19 protein-coding genes and 1 tRNA gene are annotated in these 21,876 nt (G+C 27.5%); 14 read left to right on the forward strand and 6 right to left on the reverse strand.

Annotation, left to right across the window (positions count from 1 at the left end; translation table 11 throughout):
- Positions 1 to 11: 11 nt before the first annotated feature.
- From ACPKM0_RS02820 to ACPKM0_RS02830, 3 genes are all read right to left on the reverse strand, one after another.
- Complete coding sequence (locus ACPKM0_RS02820) at positions 12 to 1,013, reverse strand: Gx transporter family protein (RefSeq protein WP_472473286.1); 1,002 nt, start codon at positions 1,011 to 1,013, stop codon at positions 12 to 14.
- The gene (locus ACPKM0_RS02825) at positions 997 to 1,362 is read right to left on the reverse strand and encodes a NusG domain II-containing protein (RefSeq protein ID WP_472473287.1); all 366 of its coding nucleotides are present in this window, start codon (positions 1,360 to 1,362) and stop codon (positions 997 to 999) included. Before ACPKM0_RS02825 ends, ACPKM0_RS02820 begins: the two co-directional genes overlap by 17 nt.
- 64 nt (positions 1,363 to 1,426) lie before the next feature.
- Complete coding sequence (locus ACPKM0_RS02830) at positions 1,427 to 2,026, reverse strand: hypothetical protein (RefSeq protein WP_472473288.1); 600 nt, start codon at positions 2,024 to 2,026, stop codon at positions 1,427 to 1,429.
- 173 nt (positions 2,027 to 2,199) lie between these two features.
- On the opposite strand from ACPKM0_RS02830, the gene ACPKM0_RS02835 reads away from it, so the two are divergent.
- The 3 genes from ACPKM0_RS02835 (at position 2,200) to ACPKM0_RS02845 (ending at position 5,536) form a co-directional block, all read left to right on the forward strand.
- The gene (locus ACPKM0_RS02835; RefSeq protein WP_472473289.1) at positions 2,200 to 2,910 is read left to right on the forward strand and encodes a response regulator transcription factor; all 711 of its coding nucleotides are present in this window, start codon (positions 2,200 to 2,202) and stop codon (positions 2,908 to 2,910) included.
- 118 nt (positions 2,911 to 3,028) lie between these two features.
- Positions 3,029 to 4,441 carry a sensor histidine kinase gene (locus ACPKM0_RS02840; protein ID WP_472473290.1) on the forward strand — a complete coding sequence of 471 codons (1,413 nt, stop codon included), beginning with the start codon at positions 3,029 to 3,031 and terminating at the stop codon, positions 4,439 to 4,441.
- Between the two features lie 186 nt (positions 4,442 to 4,627).
- The gene (locus ACPKM0_RS02845; protein ID WP_472473291.1) at positions 4,628 to 5,536 is read left to right on the forward strand and encodes a hypothetical protein; all 909 of its coding nucleotides are present in this window, start codon (positions 4,628 to 4,630) and stop codon (positions 5,534 to 5,536) included.
- Positions 5,537 to 5,758: 222 nt separating this feature from the next.
- Here the strand turns inward: ACPKM0_RS02845 and yfcE are convergent, their stop codons facing one another.
- Entirely contained in the window at positions 5,759 to 6,292 is a 534-nt protein-coding gene (gene yfcE / locus ACPKM0_RS02850; protein ID WP_472473292.1) for a phosphodiesterase, read from the reverse strand.
- Between the two features lie 111 nt (positions 6,293 to 6,403).
- On the opposite strand from yfcE, the gene ACPKM0_RS02855 reads away from it, so the two are divergent.
- Both ACPKM0_RS02855 and ACPKM0_RS02860 read left to right on the forward strand, forming a co-directional pair.
- Positions 6,404 to 6,475: transfer RNA gene (locus ACPKM0_RS02855), tRNA-Val, on the forward strand.
- A 159-nt stretch (positions 6,476 to 6,634) separates the two neighbouring features.
- The gene (locus ACPKM0_RS02860; protein WP_472473293.1) at positions 6,635 to 7,849 is read left to right on the forward strand and encodes an NADP-dependent isocitrate dehydrogenase; all 1,215 of its coding nucleotides are present in this window, start codon (positions 6,635 to 6,637) and stop codon (positions 7,847 to 7,849) included.
- A 77-nt stretch (positions 7,850 to 7,926) separates the two neighbouring features.
- Here ACPKM0_RS02860 and ACPKM0_RS02865 read toward each other — a convergent pair whose 3' ends face one another.
- Positions 7,927 to 9,567, reverse strand: a complete 1,641-nt coding sequence (locus tag ACPKM0_RS02865; protein ID WP_472473294.1) for a B12-binding domain-containing radical SAM protein — start codon at positions 9,565 to 9,567, stop codon at positions 7,927 to 7,929.
- Between the two features lie 132 nt (positions 9,568 to 9,699).
- Here ACPKM0_RS02865 and ACPKM0_RS02870 point away from each other — a divergent pair, with 132 nt between their 5' ends.
- Both ACPKM0_RS02870 and ACPKM0_RS02875 read left to right on the forward strand, forming a co-directional pair.
- Positions 9,700 to 11,628, forward strand: coding sequence for a YgiQ family radical SAM protein (locus tag ACPKM0_RS02870; protein ID WP_472473295.1), 1,929 nt, complete (start codon positions 9,700 to 9,702; stop codon positions 11,626 to 11,628).
- 72 nt (positions 11,629 to 11,700) lie between these two features.
- A complete protein-coding gene (locus ACPKM0_RS02875) occupies positions 11,701 to 12,726 on the forward strand; it encodes a branched-chain amino acid aminotransferase (protein ID WP_472473296.1) in 1,026 nt (341 codons plus the stop codon).
- A 253-nt stretch (positions 12,727 to 12,979) separates the two neighbouring features.
- On the opposite strand, the gene ACPKM0_RS02880 is transcribed toward ACPKM0_RS02875, so the two are convergent.
- Positions 12,980 to 14,275: an NCS2 family permease gene (locus tag ACPKM0_RS02880; protein ID WP_472473297.1), complete on the reverse strand. Its 1,296-nt coding sequence runs from the start codon at positions 14,273 to 14,275 to the stop codon at positions 12,980 to 12,982.
- Between the two features lie 326 nt (positions 14,276 to 14,601).
- Here ACPKM0_RS02880 and ade point away from each other — a divergent pair, with 326 nt between their 5' ends.
- The 7 genes from ade to ACPKM0_RS02915 all read left to right on the forward strand — a co-directional run bounded on the left by ade (position 14,602) and on the right by ACPKM0_RS02915 (position 21,866).
- Positions 14,602 to 16,341: an adenine deaminase gene (ade, locus tag ACPKM0_RS02885; protein ID WP_472473298.1), complete on the forward strand. Its 1,740-nt coding sequence runs from the start codon at positions 14,602 to 14,604 to the stop codon at positions 16,339 to 16,341.
- 213 nt (positions 16,342 to 16,554) lie between these two features.
- Complete coding sequence (locus ACPKM0_RS02890; protein WP_472473299.1) at positions 16,555 to 16,923, forward strand: winged helix-turn-helix domain-containing protein; 369 nt, start codon at positions 16,555 to 16,557, stop codon at positions 16,921 to 16,923.
- On the forward strand, positions 16,916 to 17,947 hold the full coding sequence (locus tag ACPKM0_RS02895; RefSeq protein WP_472473300.1) for a FecCD family ABC transporter permease: 1,032 nt from the start codon (positions 16,916 to 16,918) through the stop codon (positions 17,945 to 17,947). Before ACPKM0_RS02890 ends, ACPKM0_RS02895 begins: the two co-directional genes overlap by 8 nt.
- Complete coding sequence (locus tag ACPKM0_RS02900) at positions 17,944 to 18,714, forward strand: ABC transporter ATP-binding protein (RefSeq protein WP_472473301.1); 771 nt, start codon at positions 17,944 to 17,946, stop codon at positions 18,712 to 18,714. Before ACPKM0_RS02895 ends, ACPKM0_RS02900 begins: the two co-directional genes overlap by 4 nt.
- Position 18,715: 1 nt before the next feature.
- A complete protein-coding gene (locus tag ACPKM0_RS02905) occupies positions 18,716 to 19,366 on the forward strand; it encodes a hypothetical protein (RefSeq protein WP_472473302.1) in 651 nt (216 codons plus the stop codon).
- A complete protein-coding gene (locus ACPKM0_RS02910) occupies positions 19,366 to 20,439 on the forward strand; it encodes an ABC transporter substrate-binding protein (protein WP_472473303.1) in 1,074 nt (357 codons plus the stop codon). The genes ACPKM0_RS02905 and ACPKM0_RS02910 overlap by 1 nt, the downstream gene beginning before the upstream one ends.
- Before the next feature lie 134 nt (positions 20,440 to 20,573).
- The gene (locus ACPKM0_RS02915; RefSeq protein ID WP_472473304.1) at positions 20,574 to 21,866 is read left to right on the forward strand and encodes a glutamate-5-semialdehyde dehydrogenase; all 1,293 of its coding nucleotides are present in this window, start codon (positions 20,574 to 20,576) and stop codon (positions 21,864 to 21,866) included.
- The last annotated feature ends 10 nt before the right edge of the window (positions 21,867 to 21,876 follow it).

Genomic DNA, 21,876 nt, shown 5'->3' on the forward strand with positions numbered 1-21,876 from the left:
ATTTATAAAAATTAATTTTGACTGTTTAGAAGGGCATTATCGATTCTAGTTATAAAAGATCCTGAAGTTTTAGAAAAGTTGTTTAGAAATCTAGAAGATAGGTAAAACACTTTTTGAACCCAATCAAACTTAAACAATGAAGTTGAAACTAGAGACTGGGATACAGCTATAAAAATTAAAATTCTAAGAGCTTTTGTTAAATAAATTATTAAAGAATCTTCTGTAATAATTATAGAATAGAAACTAAATAGTACTTTTCCTTGTTTATCGAATAAAGATAGTAACAGCATTGAAAAAAGTAGAACTATAGGATATATGAATTTTATTTTTCTTTTACTATATTTTTGTAGTATGTAACTTAAAATTAGTAACAAAGTTAAATATATTAAATTATCTAAAAATAGAGTAAGAATTATAAATAGAAAAGAAAAACTGCTAATTATTATATTTTTCATTTTACTTTGAGAATCAATATTTTTATCATAATTAATCTCATCGAAATCGAGATTTTTAGCTTTTTGAATAAATATACTTTTCTCATCAAGAATATTAGCAAAAACTCCTAAAACAATAGAAGTTATTATACCTAGAGATAAAATAAGAGGTAAAGCAATAAAGATTGAAGAGCCATAAATAAAAAGTGCTGAAAGTGATATTTGAACAAGATTGTTAATAATAGCACCTATTACTGATATTCCAATAAATGTGGCTCTTTTTATAAGTTTATAAGAAATAAACATAAAAATAGATGCACTTAGAGTAGATAACAATGTAATAATAAAGAAGGGGGAGAGAATAGTACCACTTATTATATTTTGTACTATAGATTTTGATAGTGATAAAATTATTATTTCATGAAAAGGTAAAAAACTAGCTCCTAATAGAAGAGGTAAATTAGCTAAACCAATTTTCAAGAATGGAAGTGGTTTAGGTATTAGATATTCTATACTACTTAAAAGGAGAGCAAAAGCGGTTAGATAAATAAGTCTATTTTTACTATTTTGCGATATCATCTACTACTACCTCATCTATAGCTTCAACAGTTATTAATATTTCATTAGGAATACATGCTATAAAACCACCATTCTTATCAATGGGATTCATTTTCAAACATACTTTATTTTCACAAGCACTTTCTTCCATCCAAACTTTAGAATTTTTAATAATAATATGGGATTCACCAATTGCACCTGTTAAATAAATATCTCTATCTGTATCTAAATCATATAAGTATTCATCATCCATACATTGAATTTTTACAGTGTTATTATTTGAAGAGTTTGTTTGAGTATATAAAAATATAAGTAATAGGATAGCTATTACTATAATTAATATATCTGTTAAACTTATCTTTTTGTTCAAAGCGTACTCCTAAGATAAAATAACAATATAATAAAATAGATAGTAAGTAAATAACTGAAAAAACTTAAGAAAGAGCTAAAGTATATCCAATTGATAACTCTTCGGTTTTAGGGTTGTAATTTGCTTTAAGTTTTAATGCTCTCTTTAATCTTGCATTATATATTGTCGGATAAAGTAATGCATCAATTGCTTGAATACAATGTGTAACAGCTAATGCTTCTAAACAATATAAAGAAATAGGTAATGCTATATTCGATTGTCCTAAAGTAAGTATTGCTTCAGGAAGGGCCAAAACAAGAGAAACTATTCCTGTAGTTACAATTGCACCATCAATTATACTAAAAGCAACAGCTGTTCTAGGCTTTCCTTGGTCTTCAGATCCAAGACCAAAACCGAGAACTAAGTTTTTTAATAAAGGCATTAACGTTGGAATTTTATTCTCTTTATAAAAAAGATTTAAATCAACTTCATTCGGATCTATTTCATTTATAGTTAGTTTTAATTTTCTAAAGCTAGGATATTTTGGATTTTCTATGGATTCTGTAGCTTCATGAACTCCTTCTACAACTCCAATAGTTAAATTAGCAATATCTACTAAATCCGATGACATAATTATATTAGAGACAAATATAAGTGAAACAATTAAAATAAGTAATTTTTTCATAAGAGACCTCAAATAGTTATTATAACATATACTTTTTATAAGTAAATAATTGTATACTAATTTTTATTTATGAAATATTGTGTGTTTTGTGTGAGACTAATTGTAATTGTTTTGTATTTTCGTATGATATATAATATAATTTATTAAACAATAGTTTAGAAAAGGGTTTATTAATGGAAACTAATAAGAAAAAATTGATTTATGTTATAGAAGATCAACAAGTTATTGCAAATGGTGTTAAACAATATTTAGAATTCAGCGATTTTGATTGCCAAGTTTTTTATAATTTAGAATCAGCAAAAAAAGTGTTTAAAGATAAACTTCCTGATTTATTAATTCAAGATGTAATGCTACCTGATGGTGATGGTTTTGATTTTATAAAGAAAATTAGAGAAGAGTATACTTTCCCAGTAATTTTCATGACTGCGAGAGCTGAAGAATCTGATAGAATATTAGGTTTTGAAATTGGTGCTGATGATTATATTACAAAACCTTTTTCTCCAAAAGAATTAGTATTAAGAGTTAAAGCCGTTTTAAGAAGAACTTTACCAAATGAAGGTGACGCTTCTAATGAAATTAATGTTTATAATAAAGAAGATGCAACCCTTAACATTGATAGAAATGCACATAGTTTAAAAGTTAATGACACTGAAGTTATACTAACAGCAGCAGAATGGCGTGTTTTATTATGTTTAATTGATAATGCACACTTATTAGTTTCAAGAGGCAAGATTCTAGATGAATGTTTTAATTATTCTAGCGAATCATACGAGAGAATTGTTGATACCCATATAAAAAATATTAGATCTAAATTATTTAAAGGTAATTGGATTGAAACTGTCAGAGGTTATGGATATCGTTTTGTAGGAGTTGAAGAAGTATAAAAATATACTTTGAGAATTAGATTATATGAATAAATTATTTACTAGATTATTTCTTTCTTTTTTAAGCATATCAATATTTATATTGTTTTTTGTACTGTTTTTTATATCAGTATTTTTTATGCGTTCTTCGAGAGACTGGTCAAATATCGCATTTGAGGAATATTGTAATCGACTTTCTTCAGTTTTATCTAATGAAATAGATCAAGTTGAAATTCAAGATTTAGTACATATTTCATTAATGACTGCAACTGAAGATAATCGAATTAGTGGTCTTATATTCCGTGATGAAGAGGGGAAAGTAATTTATTCTTTTGGAAAAACTCCTTTAGGCGAGGAATTAACTCAAAGAAAAAGTGTTAATGAATTTAATATAGGTCCTCCTCCGATGATGCTAGAAGAAGGAATAATTGATGATTCTTCATATAAAAATATTAAAACAAATAGTCCAATTAATTTAATAGAAGTAAGTTCTTTAGATAATAAAACTCTAGTTGATTTAATAGTAATCAATGAAGGTAATGGCCTTTTTGATAAAAGAGAAATTGAAGTACCATTAGGTGTAAATAAAGATGCTCTTACAGGTTCTATTATAGTTAAAGATGATTGCGGTTTAGTTTATGGTATAGATGTTTTAGTTTTCTCTCCAACTAATTATAAATATAGTAAAGATATATTTAGACAAGGTTATATTTGGATTATTTCTGCATTATTAATTGCAATAATAATTTCATTAATACTAAGTTTTTATTTTTCAAAGCAATTAGAAAATTATGCTAAAGGCTTAAAAAAAGCATTAAATAAACTTTCTAATGGGGAAGAAAATGTAACTTTACCTTATTATAATGTTGAAGAATATAATGAAATAAATAAATCTGTAAAACTTCTTGATGATAATCTAAGTCAAAACCGAAAGAACAGAAAAGCTTGGCTTAGAAATATAACGCACGATTTAAATACACCAATTGCTTCTATGCAAATATTATTAGATGGAATAAAGGATAAAATATTTCCTTTAAATGATGATACTATTTCACTAATAAAGAAAGAACAAACTAATTTGTCTAATAGAGTAAATAGGGTTGTGTTATTCGCATCTCTTCAATCTCCTGATAAAGAAATATATATATCTCATTGTAATACTGAGGATATTATTAGCTCTCTAAATAAAACAAAAATGGATTTTGAAAGAGTTAAATTTGTTGAGAATGATAAAGAAATTATTGCTGATTTCACAACTATTGTATTAGCTTTAAAATGTTTAATTGAAAATGCACTTGCCTATAGTAAAGATGAAATTATAGTTGAATTATCTAAAAATGAAATTAAAGTAATAAATACAGGTTCTATTGAAAGCAATGATTCTATATTTGAACCATGGGAACGTGGGGACAGTAGCAGAACAGATGGTGGAAATGGTTTAGGCCTTCCAATAGTATATGAAGTTATGAAATTGCATAATGGTTCTATAAATTTAATTAGTGAGAACTATAAAGTTTATGCCATAATGAAATGGAATAGAGATGTAGATTAAATATTACATAATTGTAATTTAGTTATAAAAAAAATATAAATATAGTTAGCTTATCTCAAGATAGGCTAATTTTTTTTACCTGTAGTAAATATTTTATAATACATTTTATTTGACAACTAACTTTAAGATTAATATACTAAGAGTAATTATTGATTTAAAGCAATTATTTATTATTGGAGGTTAGTTGTGATTAAAAGAAAAAAAATATTGTTTTATAGTTTATTATCAAGTCTTTTGATAATAAGTTTATTTAGTTGTAGTAATAACTCTTTACCAAATAGTTCAATCCATAGATATGTAACTGTTGGAGATTCTTCTTTACCTACTTTTGATACGGATGGTTATACTTCAGGGATAACAGATGATTTTGATGCTGAAGATTTTATTGATAAAAATTATGGTGTTTATATTGAAACATTTATATCTTCATATCTTACTTTGGCTCAAACTATAAAAAGTTTAGATACTGAAGGTTATACTATTTCTTCATCAAAAGATATCAGTGCAGAACTATTTTTCCAAATAGAAGATGATAATATTACTATAACAGATGATAGTGATGATACAATTTTAGTTGATTTAGATATAGATTGGTTAGATTTATATCTTTCTGGTGCTTCTACTGATTCTTTAGTTGATATTTATTGTGATAATCCCTTTGAAACAGATTTAGATTTTGATTTAATTTTATCAGCAGAGTTTAGTGAAACTCTAAGTGAAAATATTGATTTGATTTCTAGTACATTTATAAGATTACAATTTGAAGATAATTCTTCAGTTAGTGGAGAAATTGATTTAAGTTATGCTTTTAGATTATTAAATGTTTCTGATAATGTATATTATAATTTATCAGGTGAATTATTAGTTGATGAATTTAACGATTTAGATGAAGATGATTTTGACTCGATTGAAGATATATTAAATTCATCAGAAAGTGATGCAGATAAAGCAAGTGATATACAAAATGTAATTTGGGGTGATGATGAAGAGCATATTTCTTGTACTTTATATGTTGGTGATAACAGTGGTATAGATGGTAGTGTTACATATTATTTTGAAGATATACTTCCTGTCTTAATCATATTATTATCCTAAGATTTATACTTTAGAAATTAAAAAAGATAGCCTAACTTCTTGTTGTACAAGATTTGTTAGGCTGTTTTTTTTTTATAGGGTTTAGACTCTTATAGAGTGTTTAAACTTGATTGTTATTTTATTTAATAGATATTTCTAATATCTTAAAATTACTTAAGTTTCTTAAAAAGTAAAGAACAATGATGTTACCCATAATTAAATAGGATGGCATCATTTTTTTTATTATAGAGTTTTAGTTAATATAATATTTTGATCAAAATCTACAACTTTAAATTGGTTGTTTTCATAAATCATATAACTATTATTAAACCCACCTTTAGCTAAAGAGACTGAGCCTGGATTAAAATGATGGACATTGTTATTTAATTTTTCGTACAGTGGAATATGTGTATGTCCAGTTAATAGTATATCATTATTAGTTAAAGTTGGATAAGGATGATGTCCATGAGCTAAAATAAAGAGATGATTATCTATATATAGTTTTGCACTTTCATTTAGGATTTCAAAGTTTAAAACCATTTGATCAACTTCAGCATCACAATTACCTCTAACTGCGATAATTTCTGAAGATAAGTTATTTAATAAAGTAATAACTTTTTTTGGATTATAGTCTTTCGGTAAATCGTTTCTAGGTCCATGATATAAAATATCACCTAATATAAGGATTTTATTAAAATCATTTTGTTCATAAATGTCAATAAGTTTTTTAGCCCAGTAATAACTACCGTGTATATCTGATGCGATTAATATTTTCATACCCTCAGTTTATATCAATTAATACTCATTCTTTCAAGTAATTTTTACTAGTGTATTGAACTTTATTTAGCTTTGTGGTATAAAATCATACGTTCTTAATAACGAAAAAATGGGGCCGTAACTCAGTGGGAGAGTATCACGTTGACATCGTGGGAGTCGTTGGTTCAAATCCAATCGGCCCCAAATTTTTTTCTTTTCACGTTTTTGAATAAAAATCTAAAATAAAACATCATATTTTTGTATATATAGTGAAAAAATGTATAAATATTTAATTTATATTCTTCACAAAAGTTCAAATAATCTTTATCTTTATAACAGTAAAAAAGTTTTGGAGGAACAATTTTGGACAAAATCAAAATGACTACACCCTTAGTTGAAATAGATGGGGATGAAATGACAAGAATCCTTTGGAAGATGATTAAAGATGAATTAATACTTCCATTCGTTGACTTAAATTCTGAATATTATGATTTAGGTTTAGTTTATAGAGAAGAGACTAAAGATGCAGTCACAGTTGATGCTGCTAATGCAATCGCAAAATATGGGGTTGGTGTTAAATGTGCAACTATTACTCCTAATGAACAAAGAATGAGTGAATATAATTTAAGTGAAAAATACAAAAGCCCTAATGGTACTTTAAGAGCAATGTTAGATGGAACTGTATTTAGAACACCTATTTGTATTGATTCAATTAAACCTGTTGTAAAGAATTGGAAAAAGCCAATTACAATAGCTCGTCATGCTTATGGTGATGTATATAAAGCAACAGAATATAGAGTACCTGAAGAAGGAAAAGCTGAATTAGTATTTACAGATAAAAATGGAGATATTAAATTTAAAGAAACAATATATGATTTTGAATGTCCAGGTGTTATTCAAGGTATGTATAATAAAGATTCTTCTATGAAGAGTTTTGCAAGATCTTGTTTTGAATATGCATTAGATGCTAAAGAAGACTTATGGTTCAGTACTAAAGATACAATTAGTAAAAGTTATGATCATCAGTTTAGAGAAGTATTTGAAACTATTTATGAAAATGAATATAAAGATAAATATGAAGAAGCTGGAATAACATATTTCTATACATTAATTGATGATGCTATTGCACGTGTAGTAAGAAGTGAAGGTGGATTTGTATGGGCTTGTAAAAACTATGATGGTGATGTTATGAGCGATATGATTTCAACAGCTTTTGGTTCTTTAGCTATGATGACAAGTGTATTAGTATCACCTGATGGGAAGTATGAATTTGAAGCAGCTCATGGTACAGTAACAAGACACTATTATAGATATTTAGAAGGTGAAGATACTTCAACTAATCCAATGGCTACAATTTTTGCATGGTCAGGGGCTTTTAGAAAACGTGGTGAATTAGATAATAATGAATTATTAGTAAAATATGCTGATGCTCTTGAAAAAGCTTGTTTTGATACTTTAAATAGTGGAGTAATGACAAAAGATTTAGTTCACTTAGCTGAAGGTATTGAAACAAAAGCTGTAAATTCATCTGACTTTATAAAAGAAATTAGAAATAACTTAGCAGCTATACTAGGTTAATAAATTATAAAAAATATTAATTATTGGGATGTTAAAAATAAGTTTAAAAAACTAAAAATTTTAGCATCCCATTTTATTTAATATTCTATAATATCAATATTTCCATAATCTCCAATTATATAAAATTCCTTATTATTATTAAGAGGTTCATGTTTTAAGATAAATTCATTTATATGAATATTATCTAATTCGCTTAATTGGTTAGGGAAATAGCTTAAAGATAAAATAGGGGACTGATAAACGTCAAGATAATAAGAAAGACCTTGATGCATTTCGATATAAGATAGAAGGGCTTTTTTTAGATGATGTACATTATTTTCATTAATCATATATTTAATAAATTCATCTTGAAGCATAAAAATATCTTCACTATCAATTTCCTCTATATTTGAATTTAAATTCAAATAATCATAAAAAGATTCAAAAAGTGTAGATGGGGTTATATTGAAAGCATCACAGATTACTTTTATAAACATAACTGATTCACCTTTTGTATAGAATAAATCACAACCTCTTTTTATATTTAAAGCCTTTTCTATATCTTCTTTTGAGTATGTAGGTGATTCAATTAAAGTATATGGTGAGTTTTTATGATAATTTAACTTATATTTTGTAGCTTCATCATATAATTTTGTTCCAGGAAGAAGAGATAATAAGAAAATATCAATATTAGATGGTTTACAAAACGCTGTAAAATCTAAACTTTCTTTAAAAAGTTCAATGTTATCATTTGGAAGCCCTATAATTAAATCAAGGCCATATACTAAATTTTGTTTTTCTAATAAAGTGACTTTTTCTTTGAAAAGATCTTTATTAAAATTCCTATTTACCGATTTTAGAACAGATGGGTGAATACTTTGTAATCCAATTTGAAGAGAGCAGAATATTTCGCTAAAAGCTTTTGCAATATCTTCATCAATTAATTCAGCTCGAATTTCAAAAGTAAAATGAATATGAGGAGCTTTATCGCGAATTAAATGTAAGATTTTGATAGTTCTATTTTTATCAATATTAAAAGTTGGGTCTAATACAAAAATATCTCTAACACCTTTTTCAATTATATAATCAAGTTCTTTTTCAATTCTTTCAAAAGAGTAATTTCTTACACTCCTAAGTCCTTTTGATTCAAAACAGAACCCACATTTAAAAGGGCATCCTCTTGTCATTTCCCAAAGAATTGAACAACCTTCTTCTATAAAAGGATCGCCTGTGTGAGTTAATAGAGGAGACGATAATGTAGATAAATCAACGTTATTTGATAAGCTAAAGAAAGGATTATCTTTAGAAATAATACCAAGGCCAGAGATTTTTTCTTTATTAATTAATTGTTTTAATGCTGTAATTGTAGATATTTCACCTTCTCCTGCTATTAAGAAAGCATATTTATTTAAGTCAAAACTCTGTGAATTAGCACTAACTTCGCTACCCCCACCAAATATAATAATATTCGGATTTAGGCTTTTAATTTTTTCAACAAAGCTATCAAACCAATCTCTATTCCATAGATAAATAGAGAGACCAATTATATCAATATTTGATTTAGAAATATTAATTGCTTCAATTTCAGGATCATCTTCTAAATCAAAGAGCAAAGTATTTACTTTACAAATTGGATTTAAAATATCATCATTTTTTATAGATGATTCAATACATAATGCACCTAAAGGAAAAGATAGGTTGCTTTTTTCAATAGCTGTTGATAATAATAATATATTCACAAGCCAACATTAACAAAAATAAGGGATGAAATAAAGACAAAACTCTATTATTTTAGTAATGTTTTGTTATATTGATTTATAAAATTTTGATAAGCTAAATATATAATAATAAAAAAGAGAGATAATAATAAATTGAATAGAGAATTATTTATTCCTACAACTCATGAAGATATGATTAATAGAGGTTGGGATTCAGTTGATATAGTAATGATAAGCGGTGATGCTTATGTTGATCATCCGTCTTTTGGAGTACCTTTATTAGCTCGATTATTAGAGAGTGAAGGATATAGAGTTGGTCTAATTGCTCAACCAGATATTAATAATAAGGAAGATTTTTTACGATTTGGTAATCCAAGACTTTGTGTAATGATAGGAAGTGGAAATATAGATTCTATGGTATCTCATTATACAAGCGCCAATAAAAAAAGAAGTAATGATTTTTATACTCCTGGTGGTAAATCAGGTAAAAGACCTGATAGAGCTACTATTGTTTATACAAATAGAGCAAAAGCAGCATTTAATAAAAATATTCCAATAATTATTGGCGGTATTGAAGCTTCTCTTAGAAAATTTGCACATTTTGACATATGGAGTGAAAAAGTAAGGCATTCTGTTTTACTTGATTCAAAGGCAGATATATTAATTTATGGAATGGGAGAATTAACTACATTAGAGTTAATTAGAAGATTAAATAATGGAGAGACTAAAGAAACTCTATATGATGTTAGAGGGACTGTTGTTTCTTTTTCTAATAAAAGATTTGAAGAAATAAAAGATACTTTTAAACATCCTATTTTTGAAATACCTTCATTTGAAGAAGTTAGTGAAAGAGATAAAAAAAGCAATCAACCAACAGAAAATGGTAAATTAAATTATGCAAAAGCCTTTCAAATTGGTATGCTTCATGAAAATCCTATAAGAGAAGAGTGCTTATTTCAAAGATCAGAAAATAGAATAGTATTTAGAAATCCAATTCAAAGACCATTAACAACGAAAGAAATGGATAGAGTATATGAATTGCCTTTTACTAGAGTTTCACATGTTGATTATGATAAATTTGGTGGAATCCCTGCATTAAAAGAAGTTCAATTCTCAATTACAAGTAACAGAGGATGTTATGGTGCCTGTTCTTTTTGTGCAATAACCTCACATCAAGGTAGAATGATTCAAGTTAGAAGTAAAGAATCCTTAGTAAGGGAAGCTACATTATTAACAAAATTGCCTAATTTTAAAGGATATATACATGATTTAGGTGGTCCTACTGCAAACTTTCAAGCTACAGCTTGTGATAAACAATTAAAATATGGTCCTTGTGATACAAAGCAATGTTTATTTCCTACTCCTTGTAATAATTTAAAAGATTCACATGAAAGATATTTAGATATTTTAGAAGCTATTGAAAATATAAAAGGTGTAAAAAAAGTATTTATTAGATCCGGCATTAGATTTGATTATCTAATGAGAGTTGCTAAACCTAAAACTCGTGATAAATTCTTAAAACATTTAGTACTACATAATGTTAGTGGTCAATTAAAAATAGCTCCTGAACATGTAGATCCTTCAGTTTTAGATATAATGGGAAAACCTACTGTAGATATCTATGAAGAATTTATTGTTTCTTTTAAAGAAACTAATGAAAAGTTAAATATGAAACAATATACTATTCCATATTTTATAGCAGCTCATCCTGGCTCTACTTTACAAAGTGCTATTAATTTAGCTCTTCATACCAAAAAGAGTGGGTTCGTTCCAGATCAAGGTCAAGAATTTTATCCAACACCTTCTACAGTTTCAACATGTATGTATTATACAGGTTTGGATCCTAGACCTAATAGAGATTTTCAAGAAGTATATGTCCCTAAGGGAAGAGAGAAAAAGTTACAAAGAGCTATTTTACAATTCGATAAAGTAGAAAATAGAGCTTTGGTAATAGAAGCTTTAAAGAAAGCTCATAGAATGGATTTGATTAATGTATTGCTTCCTTCTAACAATAATCATAATTTGCATAAAAATAGAAAAAATATGCAAAAAAATGGTTATAATAGGTATAAAAAACGCTAAACCAAATTGACAGTTTATTCTTAAGTGATTAATATTCTAGAAAAGATATTTTTTTAATGCTTAGGAGCAATTATGGAAAACAAAGAAATTGATTGGAGTAATTTGGGTTTTAATTATACTAAAACAGATAAAAGATACGTTGCGCATTGTGTAAATGGTGAATGGAGCAAAGGTACATTAATCGAAGATGAAACTATAACCCTTAATGAAAGTGCTGGTGTTTTTCAATATGCACAAACATGTTTTGAAGGCTTAAAAGCTTATACAGCAAAGAATGGAAAAATTGTTGTTTTTAGACCTGAGTTAAATGCTAAGAGAATGTCAGATACATGTAAGAGATTATGTATCCCTCAAATCCCTGAAGATTTATTTATAGAAGCTGTTGAAGAAGTTGTAAAGGCAAATGCTAAATATGTACCACCATATGGTTCATCTGCATCATTATACTTAAGACCATTTATTATTGGTTCATCTCCTGTAATAGGTGTTAGTGCATGTAGTGAATATCAATTTAGATTATTTGCAATGCCAGTAGGTGCTTATTTTAAAGGTGGATTATCACCAATTAAAATTATGGTAAGTGATTATGATAGAGCTGCTCCTAATGGAACTGGTAATATTAAAGCTGGTTTAAATTACGCAATGAGTTTATATCCTGGAAAATTAGCAAAATCAAAAGGTTATGCTGAAAATATGTATTTAGATTCTAAAACTAGAACATTCGTAGAAGAAACAGGTGGGGCTAATTTTATTTTCATAACTAAAGACAATAAGGTTATTACACCAAAGAGTGATACTATTTTACCATCTATTACAAGGCGTTCATTATTAATCGTTGCAAAAGATATTTTAAAGATGGAAGTTGAAGAGAGACCAATAAAATTTGAAGAAGTTGAAAACTTTAGTGAATGTGGTCTTTGTGGAACTGCTGCTGTTATATCTCCTGTTGGATTAATTCATACAGATGAAAAGGATATTATATTTAATGGTGATGAAACTGTTGTAGGTCCTGTTACAAGAAAATTATATGAAACACTAATTGGTATTCAATTAGGTGAAATTGAAGCTCCTAAGGGGTGGATAAAAGAGATATTATAATCTTTGATTATTATATATATATTTTGCTTTGGAGTACGAAAGTACTCCTTTTTTATTTCTCTACTTAATATAAATAGAAAATCAAAAATAATATGAATTTAAGTGGCAAGTTTCTTTTGGTCTCATATTATAAACTAAGAAAGTGTATTCTATGATTTTGTAATAGGCTTAGTAATAATAGTTAAGTAGATATAATTCAAATAAAAAAACCCTAGCTAATAAAAGCTAGGGTATAAATTAATTAAGTATAAAATTAACCAGCAACAACGCTTAGTAAAATCTTAATTAAGAATAATGCAGTTACAACCCAAGTCATTCCTGAAATATCTTTTGTTTTGCCTGTAACAAGTTTTAATACAGTGTAACTTAAGATACCGAACATAATACCGTCTGAGATTGAGTAAGCTACAATCATCATAATGATACATAAGAAAGCAGGAACTGCTTCTGTGATATCTTCAAAATCAATGTCTCTAACAGGAGTAATCATTAATACACCAACGATAATAAGAGCTGGAGAAGTAGCAGCTGATGGAATTGATCCGAAAATAGGTTCTAAGAATAATGAAACTAAGAATAATACAGCAACTGTAACTGAAGTTAAACCAGTTCTACCACCAGCAACAACACCTGAAGAAGATTCTACGAATGTTGTGATAGTTGAAGTACCTAAGATAGCACCAACAGTAGTACCAACAGCATCAGCAAATAAAGCTTCTTTACAATTAGGGATAGATCCATCTTCTTGAATCATATCAGCTTTAGTAGCACAACCAATTAAAGTACCAACAGTATCAAACATATCAACGAATAAGAATGTGAAACAAACTACAACGAAGTCTAATGATAACATGTTAGAGAATTCAAATGGGAAGAAATAAGGAGCTGCAGGAAGGTAAGAACCACCAGAATAAGTTGTAACACCAAATGGGATACCAATTAAAGTTGTGATTAAGATACCATAAAGCATAGCGCCTTTAACGCCTTTTGCCATCATGAAAGCAATAATGATTAAACCAATGAAAGCAACTAGAGGAGCACCTGAAGTCCAAGCTGGATTTAAGTGTACTAGTGTTGCACCATCATCTACGATAATACCTGCATTTTGGAAACCAATAAATGCGATAAATAAACCAATACCAACAGAAATAGCATTTTTCAAATTCTTTGGAATACTATTTACAATAGCTTCACGAACATTGAATGCTGTTAATAAGATAAAGATAATACCTTCAACAAATACAGCAGATAAAGCGAATTGCCAAGATTTTCCCATACCTAATACAACAGTAAAAGCTAAGAAAGCGTTAAGTCCCATACCTGGAGCTAAAGCGAAAGGTAAATTAGCAACTAAACCCATGATTAAAGTTGCGAAAGCACCAGCAATAGCAGTTGCAGCGAAAACGCGAGAGAATTCCATACCAGCAGCTGATAGGATACCTGGATTAACAGCTAAGATGTAAGCCATTGTTAAGAATGTTGTTACACCAGCCATTATTTCTGTACGTACATTTGATTTTCTTTCTGAAATTTTAAAGAAATTGTCCATTAATGCACTCCTTATATTTAGTGATTGTCTGTATTATTATATGTCATAATTAGTTAAAAGTACAGAAATATTTTAAAAAATGTTGCATCTTGTTGTTTCGTAAAGAATTATACTTATACAATGTATATTATTTTTTATTTTAGTAATACATCAAAAAGTAAAAAAAAATTTAGGTAAAAAGTAAAAAAAATTAAATAAAATTTAGCTTTAAAAACAATAAAATTTACAAAAATTCAACTTTTAACTTGTTTTATTTGATAAACAAGTGTTAAAATATATGACAATTTAAAGAAATAAAATTTTAAAAGGCATATGGAGTATTATAGATGAAAAAAGAAGAATTGAACAATTTAATAGATGTTGCAGCACACAGAGTTAAAGCTGATCTGTGTATAAAAAATGCTAAAGTTATAGATGTGTTTAATAGAAAAATATTTGAAAGTGATGTTTTAATTTCAAAAAATAGGATTGCAGGATTTGCAAAATGTGGAAAAGGAAGTGCAAAAGAAGTTATAGATATAAATTTTTCTTATATCCTTCCAGGATTTATTGATTCACATGTTCACATTGAATCTTCTCATTGTACGCCTGAAGTTTTTTCTAATTTATTAGTGCCTAATGGGGTAACAACAGTAATTGCAGATCCACATGAGATATGTAACTGTCATGGTTTAGATGGTTTAGATTATATGTTAGAAGCAAGTGAGAATTTACCACTAAAAGCATATTTTATGGTACCAAGTTGTGTTCCTGCTACTACTTTTGAACATAGTGGTGCAACTTTAGATGCAAAAGAAATAGAGAAAAGAATTAATTATGATAGAGTATTAGGGCTTGGCGAGATGATGGATTATCCAGGAGTTATTAATAATAGTGACTTAGTTATAGATAAAATTCAACTTGCTCATGATAATAATAAAATTATTGATGGTCACTCTCCTAATGTATATAATGAAGATTTAGATGCTTATGCAGCTTCTGGTATAAAAAATGATCATGAGTGTGCAACAAAAGAAGATCTAGAAGACAGAATAAGACGTGGAATGTATGTTATGTTAAGAGAAGGTACAGTTTGTAGAGATGAGGTGAATCTATTAAAAGGTGTAACTAATGAAAACTATAAAAGATGTTTATTTTGCACAGATGATAGACAAGTAGAATCTTTATTAGATCAAGGTAGTATAAACAATAATGTTAGATTAGCTGTTGCAAATGGGATAGATCCATTAATGGCAATTTGTATGGCATCTATAAATAGTGCTGAATGTTATAATTTAAAAGATGTAGGAGCCATTGCACCAAGGTATTTAGCAAACTTTTCTATAACTAAAGATTTAATAAATTTTAATATGGATTATGTTTTTGTTGAAGGTAAGATGGTAGCTAAAAACGGTAAAATGATTAAAGAATCTTTAGTTAAAGAAATACCTAATAAAGTAAAAACAAAGATGAATGTAAGTAATTTTTCTTTAAGTTCACTTAATCTAAAATTAAAATCTAATAAAGTTAGAACCATAAAAATAGTACCTGGTGGGGTTGTTACTAAAAAGGGAGAAGCTGTAGTTAAAGTTGAAAATGGTTTATACAAATATGAAAAAGAAAAAGATATTTGTAAAATTGTAGTAATAGAAAGACATAAATCAACAGGTAATTGTGCTATAGCTTTATTAGAAGGTTATGGATTAACTAAGGGTGCTATTGCAACATCAGTTGCCCATGATTCTCACAACATTATAGCTGCTGGTAAAAATGATGAAGATATATATTTAGCTGTTAATGAGCTAATTAAAATAGGAGGAGGAATGGCTGTTACATTAAATGGTGAAGTAGTTGATTCTTTCTCTCATCCAGTAGCTGGATTAATGAGTAATGAAGAGGCTTCAACTGTATCAAAAAGATTATCAGAACTTGTTAATATTGCTTATGATAACCTAGATATTGATAGAAATTTAGATCCATTTATGACTCTTTGTTTTATGTCTCTTCCTGTTATTCCTGAATATAAAATTACAGATATGGGACTTTTTGATGTTACACAATTTAAATTTGTTGATTTAGAATTATAGTAAAAACAATAAAAAAATATAAAGCTATCCTAAAAACGGGGTAGCTTTATTTATATATAACTAAATTTATATGTATGTATATTTACCTTTATATAAAAATATACATAATGGAATAAATAATAACTAAATAAGAGATAAAAAGGCTTTATTAATTTGTAAATCTATGATAATATCAAGCAAGTTGTTTTTAAAAACAACTCGAGTGAAAAAAATATGAAGATACCAAAAACATTAAAAAATAACAGTGATATAGAAATTAGAGTAAGATTTAGCTGTGATAATATCTATTTTGGACCTGGTGCTGCTCAACTTCTTGAATTAATAGAAAAGGGAGAAAGTGTTAGAGAAGCTTGTAAATTAATGAAAATGTCATATTCTAAAGGATGGAAGATTTTAAATATGATAAAAGATGAGACAGGATATGACGCTGTAATTAGACATCAAGGTGGCGCAAATGGTGGAAAGACTGAATTAAGTGAAGAAGGTATTGCTTTATTAAACTCTTTTAGAACAATAGAAAAAGAAATTAAAGAATATGCTAAAGAAAGATATTCTTTTTATATAGGATGTGATAATGACTAAGAAAAATTTTAAAATCCACTATAAACATCCTTCAATAATAATATTAGCTTTTTTACTATTATTTCTTGTTGTTTTTTTTGTATCCTTTTTTATTGGACGTTATCCTATTAAACCAAGTGAATTAGTATTAGTTCTTTTATCAAGAATATTTAATATTCAACAAACTTGGTCACCTACAGTTGAGTCTATTATATTAAATGTAAGACTTCCAAGAATATTAAGTTCAGCATTAATTGGTGCCGCTCTCTCTATTTCCGGATTATCATATCAAGGAATGTTTAAAAACCCTATGGTATCTCCTGATGTTTTAGGAACAAGCGCAGGTGCAGGTTTTGGTGCATCGATTGCGATTCTTATGGGCTTTTCATATATAAGTATCAGCTTAGTTAGTTTTGCTTTTGGCTTATTAGCTGTAGTTTTAGTTGCTTTTGTATCATCTAAAATAGTTAATCAAAAAACATTAGCTTTAATTTTAGGTGGGATTATGATTAGTTCTTTATTTAATTCAGCGACTTCTTTTGTAAAACTAGTTGCAGATACTAATGATACTCTTCCAGCAATAACATATTGGTTAATGGGATCTTTAGCTTCGGTTAGAAAAAGTGATGTCTATTTTTTACTTGTTGTAATAATTATCGGATTAATTCCATTAGTATTATTAAGGTGGAAATTAAATCTTTTAACCTTAGATGAAGATGAGGCTATGAGTTTAGGAATTAATACGATCTTACTTAGGAAAATTGTAATAGTATGTGCAACACTCGTTACAAGTGCTTCAATTTGTGTTGGTGGACATATAGGTTGGATTGGATTAGTAATACCACATTTTTCAAGAATGATAGTTGGCTGTGATTATAGGATTTCCCTTCCTGTATCAATTTTGATGGGTTCTTCCTTTTTGATGTTAGTAGATACAATTAGCAGAAGCTTATTAACTAGTGAGATTCCAATTGGTATATTAACTTCTTTTATAGGTGCACCATTTTTCTTATACCTTATGATGAGGGAGGCAAAAAAAGCATGAGTTTAAAAGTTAATAATTTAAGTTTTGGTTATACAAAAGAAAAAATATTAGAAAATGTTTCCTTCGAAATAAAACCAGGTGATTTTGTATGTGTACTTGGTAAAAATGGAGTTGGAAAGTCTACATTATTTAAATTACTTTTAGGTTTTTTACATAAAAGTGAAGGTGAAATATTAATTGATGAGAAACCTCTTGAATCATTTAATAGAAAAGAATTAGCAAGACAAGTTGCATATATTCCTCAATATAGTACTAGTGCATTTACTTTTAGTGTTTTTGATACAGTATTGATGGGTACAACTTGTAGAATAGATACATTAGGCTCTCCTAAAGATAAAGAAAAACAGATTGCATATGATGCATTAAAAAAATTCAATATAGAACATCTAGCACATAAAAATAGCTCTTTAATCAGTGGCGGTGAGAGACAACTTGTTGTTTTAGCTAGAGCAATTGCTCAAGGTTCAAAGATATTAATATTAGATGAACCTACAGCTAATTTAGATTATGGTAATCAATTTAGAGTGATGCAAACTATTTCTAAATTAAAAGAACAAGGTTATTCTATAATTTTATCAACACATAATCCTGAGCAAGCAATGTGGTTCAGTGATAAAATCATGTTTTTAGATGGGAAAAAAGTATTAGCCTATGGTAATACACAAGAGATAATGTCTTCTAAATTATTAAAGCAAATTTATTCAATAGATATAGATTTAATCGAAAAAGATGGAAGAATGATATGTTTTCCAAAGGTGAATATATAATATGTTTTATTGGGATAAAAAGAGTATAGCTTGGTTTGAAAATAGTGCTACTCAAAGTGATTTTCATAAAAATATAGCAAATGAAATTAGAAAATTTGTTAAAAAAGATTGTTCTTTATTATCACTTGGAAGTGGTTTAGGTTTTTTAGAGAGAGAGTTATCTCCATATTTTAAAGATATGGTATTAGTAGATAACAATAAATTTGCAACAGATTATTTGAATCAACATAAATTATGTAATCAAAAGGTTATTAACTTAGATAGCAAAGATATAGAAATAAAAAGTGATTATTTATTATTATCATTTTTTTCTAGAATGTATATTAATGATGATTTAGATGATTATTTAAACTTAACTAATAAAAAAATTTTTTATTTAGTTAATGAAAGACATACAGATTTGAAAGAATTAATTAGTTATTTAATTAGTAAAGGTAATACCTTTAGTATGAAAAGTTTTAGGATTAATTTTGATCAGATTTTAGATAAAAATGAAATTGAAGATTTCTTAAATCACTATTATTCACAAGAAGATGAAAATAGAAAAAAAGAATTAAGAAATCAATTTGAAGAATTAGATGATAATAGAGTTATTTTTAAAAATAAAAAGAAAATAATATTATTCATTATATTTAAAGGAGAAATTAACTAATGAAAAAATTTTTAGTATTTTCACTTGTTACAATAATGTTTGTTACAAATATTTATGCTCAAGGTCAAAAAGAAACTTCCTCGACTCAAGTTAATGTTGAGACAAGAATTTTTGTTGACTCTTTAGGTCGTGAAGTTGAACTTCCCTCAACAATAGATAGAGTTGCACCTTCAGGAAATTTATCTCAACAAATAATATATTCAATTGTACCAGATAAAATGGTAGGTTGGGGAACAAGACCAACTGATGAAATGGCAAAATATTTCGATCCTGAAGTATTAAATAAACCCGTTTATGGTGCTTTTTATGGGAAAAAAGCAAATTTGAATATGGAAGCTTTATTAGTAGCAGACCCTCAAGTTGTTGTTGATATCGGAGAAATAAAAGGTTCTAAAGAAGAAATGATTAAAGATCTTGATGATTTACAAGCTAAATTAAATATTCCAGTTGTTTTTGTTGCATCATATCTTGATGATATGGGAGAAACTTATAGAAATTTAGGTGAGTTGTTAAATGAAGAAGAAAAAGCTGAAGAAAGAGCACTATACTGTGATGACACCATTAGTTTAACAAAAGATATTTTATCTACTATAAACGAAGATGATAAAGTTTCTATTTATTATGGTTTAACTCCTGATGGTCTAACATCTTTTGCTAAAGGGAATTTTCATACTCAAGTTTTCCCATTAGTTGGAATCAATAATGTAGTTGAAGGAAATGGTAACTGGATAAAAGTAAGTCCTGAGCAAATTATCATATGGGATCCTGATTATATTATCTTAAGTGATAGAGAAGCTTATGACTCTTTCTTAAATTCAGATAGTCCATATATGGATGTAACAGCTATTAAGAATAATAATATATATATGATTCCAGAAGGTCCTTTTGATTGGATTGATAGCCCACCTGCAATGAATAGAATATTAGGTTTGAAATGGTTAGGTAAATTAATATATCCAAACAAATATGATATTAATATTTATGATGAAGCTAAAACTTTTTATAGTTTATTTTATAACTATGAATTAAGTGATGAAGAATTAGAAAAATTGTTAGAAAATGCACTAAATTAATAATATAAATGTATTAATTAATATTAAAAGGTCTATTTTATATATTAAATATAGAATAGACCTTATCTTTTTATTATTATATATTGAAATCATAATTAATTCATTGTATTTTTTTAATACGTAGGAGAAAAATCATGTGTGAAAATAATAGCTTAGCAAATCAAATCGTTGAATTGAGAGAAAATATAGTAAGATTATCTAGTAGTACATTAGAGGTAAGAAATGCTGCTTTAAATTTAATAAAAGAAGGTTTGATTCGCGATAAGAATATGATTTTTAGTGCAAATGAAAAAGATTTACTCCTTGCAAAAGAGGCTAAAATTTCTAATGCTATTATTTCACGATTGAAATTTAATGAAAAAAAATTAGAATCATCTATTTCTGGCATCGATATGATAATTGAACAAAAAGATACAATAGGTGAAGTTATTGAAAAAAGACAACTTGATGATGATTTAGTTTTAGAAAAGGTTAGTTTTCCTCTAGGTGTTATTGCTATGATTTTTGAATCTCGTCCTGATGCGTTAATTCAAATAGTATCTCTTGCCTTAAAGAGTGGAAACGGTATTATTTTAAAGGGGGGAAAAGAATCTAATAATACCAATAGAGCTTTAATTAATAGTATTAATAAATCTTTAGAAAAATCTGTATTAAAATCTTTTTGGGTTATTTTAGTAGAAAGCCACAGTGATGTTAATACCATACTAAAAATGGATGGTTATATAGATTTAATTATTCCACGTGGATCTAATGCTTTTGTTTCATATGTTATGGAAAATTCTAAAATACCTGTAATGGGCCATTCTGATGGTATATGTTCAATTTATGTTGATGATAGTGCAGATTTAGAAAAAGCTGCATTAGTTTGTTTAGATTCTAAAACTCAATACCCTTCAGCATGTAATGCTGTTGAAACAATTTTAGTAAGTAAGAATGTATATAAAGAATTTTTACCAATACTAAAGAGGGAACTTGATAAAAAATCAGTAATTATTCATGGGTGTAAATTAGTAGAGAGTGTAATAGATTGTGTAAGTGCTAGTGAAGATGATTGGGACATGGAATATTTAGATTATGAAGTTGCAATAAAAATTGTTGATAATGTTGATGATGCTATTTCACACATTGCTAAACACGGTTCTCATCACACGGATGCAATTCTTTCTAAAAACGAAGAAAATATATTGAAATTTTTCAATAGTGTAGATAGTGCAGACGTATTTAGTAATTGTAGTACACGCTTTGCAGATGGATATAGATTTGGACTAGGAGCTGAGGTTGGTATCTCTACTTCAAAATTACATGCTAGAGGTCCCGTAGGGGTTAAAGGATTAATGAGCACAAAGTATTTATTAAGAGGTAATAATCAAATAGTCGAAGACTATAGTTCAAAAAAGAAAACATTTAAACATGTTGAATTAATTTAAATCCTAAATG

It is taken from the genome of Pleomorphochaeta sp., assembly GCF_050031695.1.
Classification (GTDB): Bacteria; Spirochaetota; Spirochaetia; order Sphaerochaetales; family Sphaerochaetaceae; genus Pleomorphochaeta.

Excerpts from the sequence above, each read along its gene's own strand:
- ACPKM0_RS02820 (WP_472473286.1), bottom strand. The coding sequence starts at position 1,013 with ATGATATCGCAAAATAGTAAAAATAGACTTATTTATCTAACCGCTTTT.
- ACPKM0_RS02830 (WP_472473288.1), bottom strand. The coding sequence starts at position 2,026 with ATGAAAAAATTACTTATTTTAATTGTTTCACTTATATTTGTCTCTAAT.
- ACPKM0_RS02835 (WP_472473289.1), top strand. The coding sequence starts at position 2,200 with ATGGAAACTAATAAGAAAAAATTGATTTATGTTATAGAAGATCAACAA.
- ACPKM0_RS02840 (WP_472473290.1), top strand. The coding sequence starts at position 3,029 with ATGCGTTCTTCGAGAGACTGGTCAAATATCGCATTTGAGGAATATTGT.
- yfcE (WP_472473292.1), bottom strand. The coding sequence starts at position 6,292 with ATGAAAATATTAATCGCATCAGATATACACGGTAGTTATTACTGGGCT.
- ACPKM0_RS02875 (WP_472473296.1), top strand. The coding sequence starts at position 11,701 with ATGGAAAACAAAGAAATTGATTGGAGTAATTTGGGTTTTAATTATACT.
- ACPKM0_RS02880 (WP_472473297.1), bottom strand. The coding sequence starts at position 14,275 with ATGGACAATTTCTTTAAAATTTCAGAAAGAAAATCAAATGTACGTACA.
- ade (WP_472473298.1), top strand. The coding sequence starts at position 14,602 with ATGAAAAAAGAAGAATTGAACAATTTAATAGATGTTGCAGCACACAGA.
- ACPKM0_RS02890 (WP_472473299.1), top strand. The coding sequence starts at position 16,555 with ATGAAGATACCAAAAACATTAAAAAATAACAGTGATATAGAAATTAGA.
- ACPKM0_RS02895 (WP_472473300.1), top strand. The coding sequence starts at position 16,916 with ATGACTAAGAAAAATTTTAAAATCCACTATAAACATCCTTCAATAATA.
- ACPKM0_RS02900 (WP_472473301.1), top strand. The coding sequence starts at position 17,944 with ATGAGTTTAAAAGTTAATAATTTAAGTTTTGGTTATACAAAAGAAAAA.
- ACPKM0_RS02905 (WP_472473302.1), top strand. The coding sequence starts at position 18,716 with ATGTTTTATTGGGATAAAAAGAGTATAGCTTGGTTTGAAAATAGTGCT.
- ACPKM0_RS02910 (WP_472473303.1), top strand. The coding sequence starts at position 19,366 with ATGAAAAAATTTTTAGTATTTTCACTTGTTACAATAATGTTTGTTACA.
- ACPKM0_RS02915 (WP_472473304.1), top strand. The coding sequence starts at position 20,574 with ATGTGTGAAAATAATAGCTTAGCAAATCAAATCGTTGAATTGAGAGAA.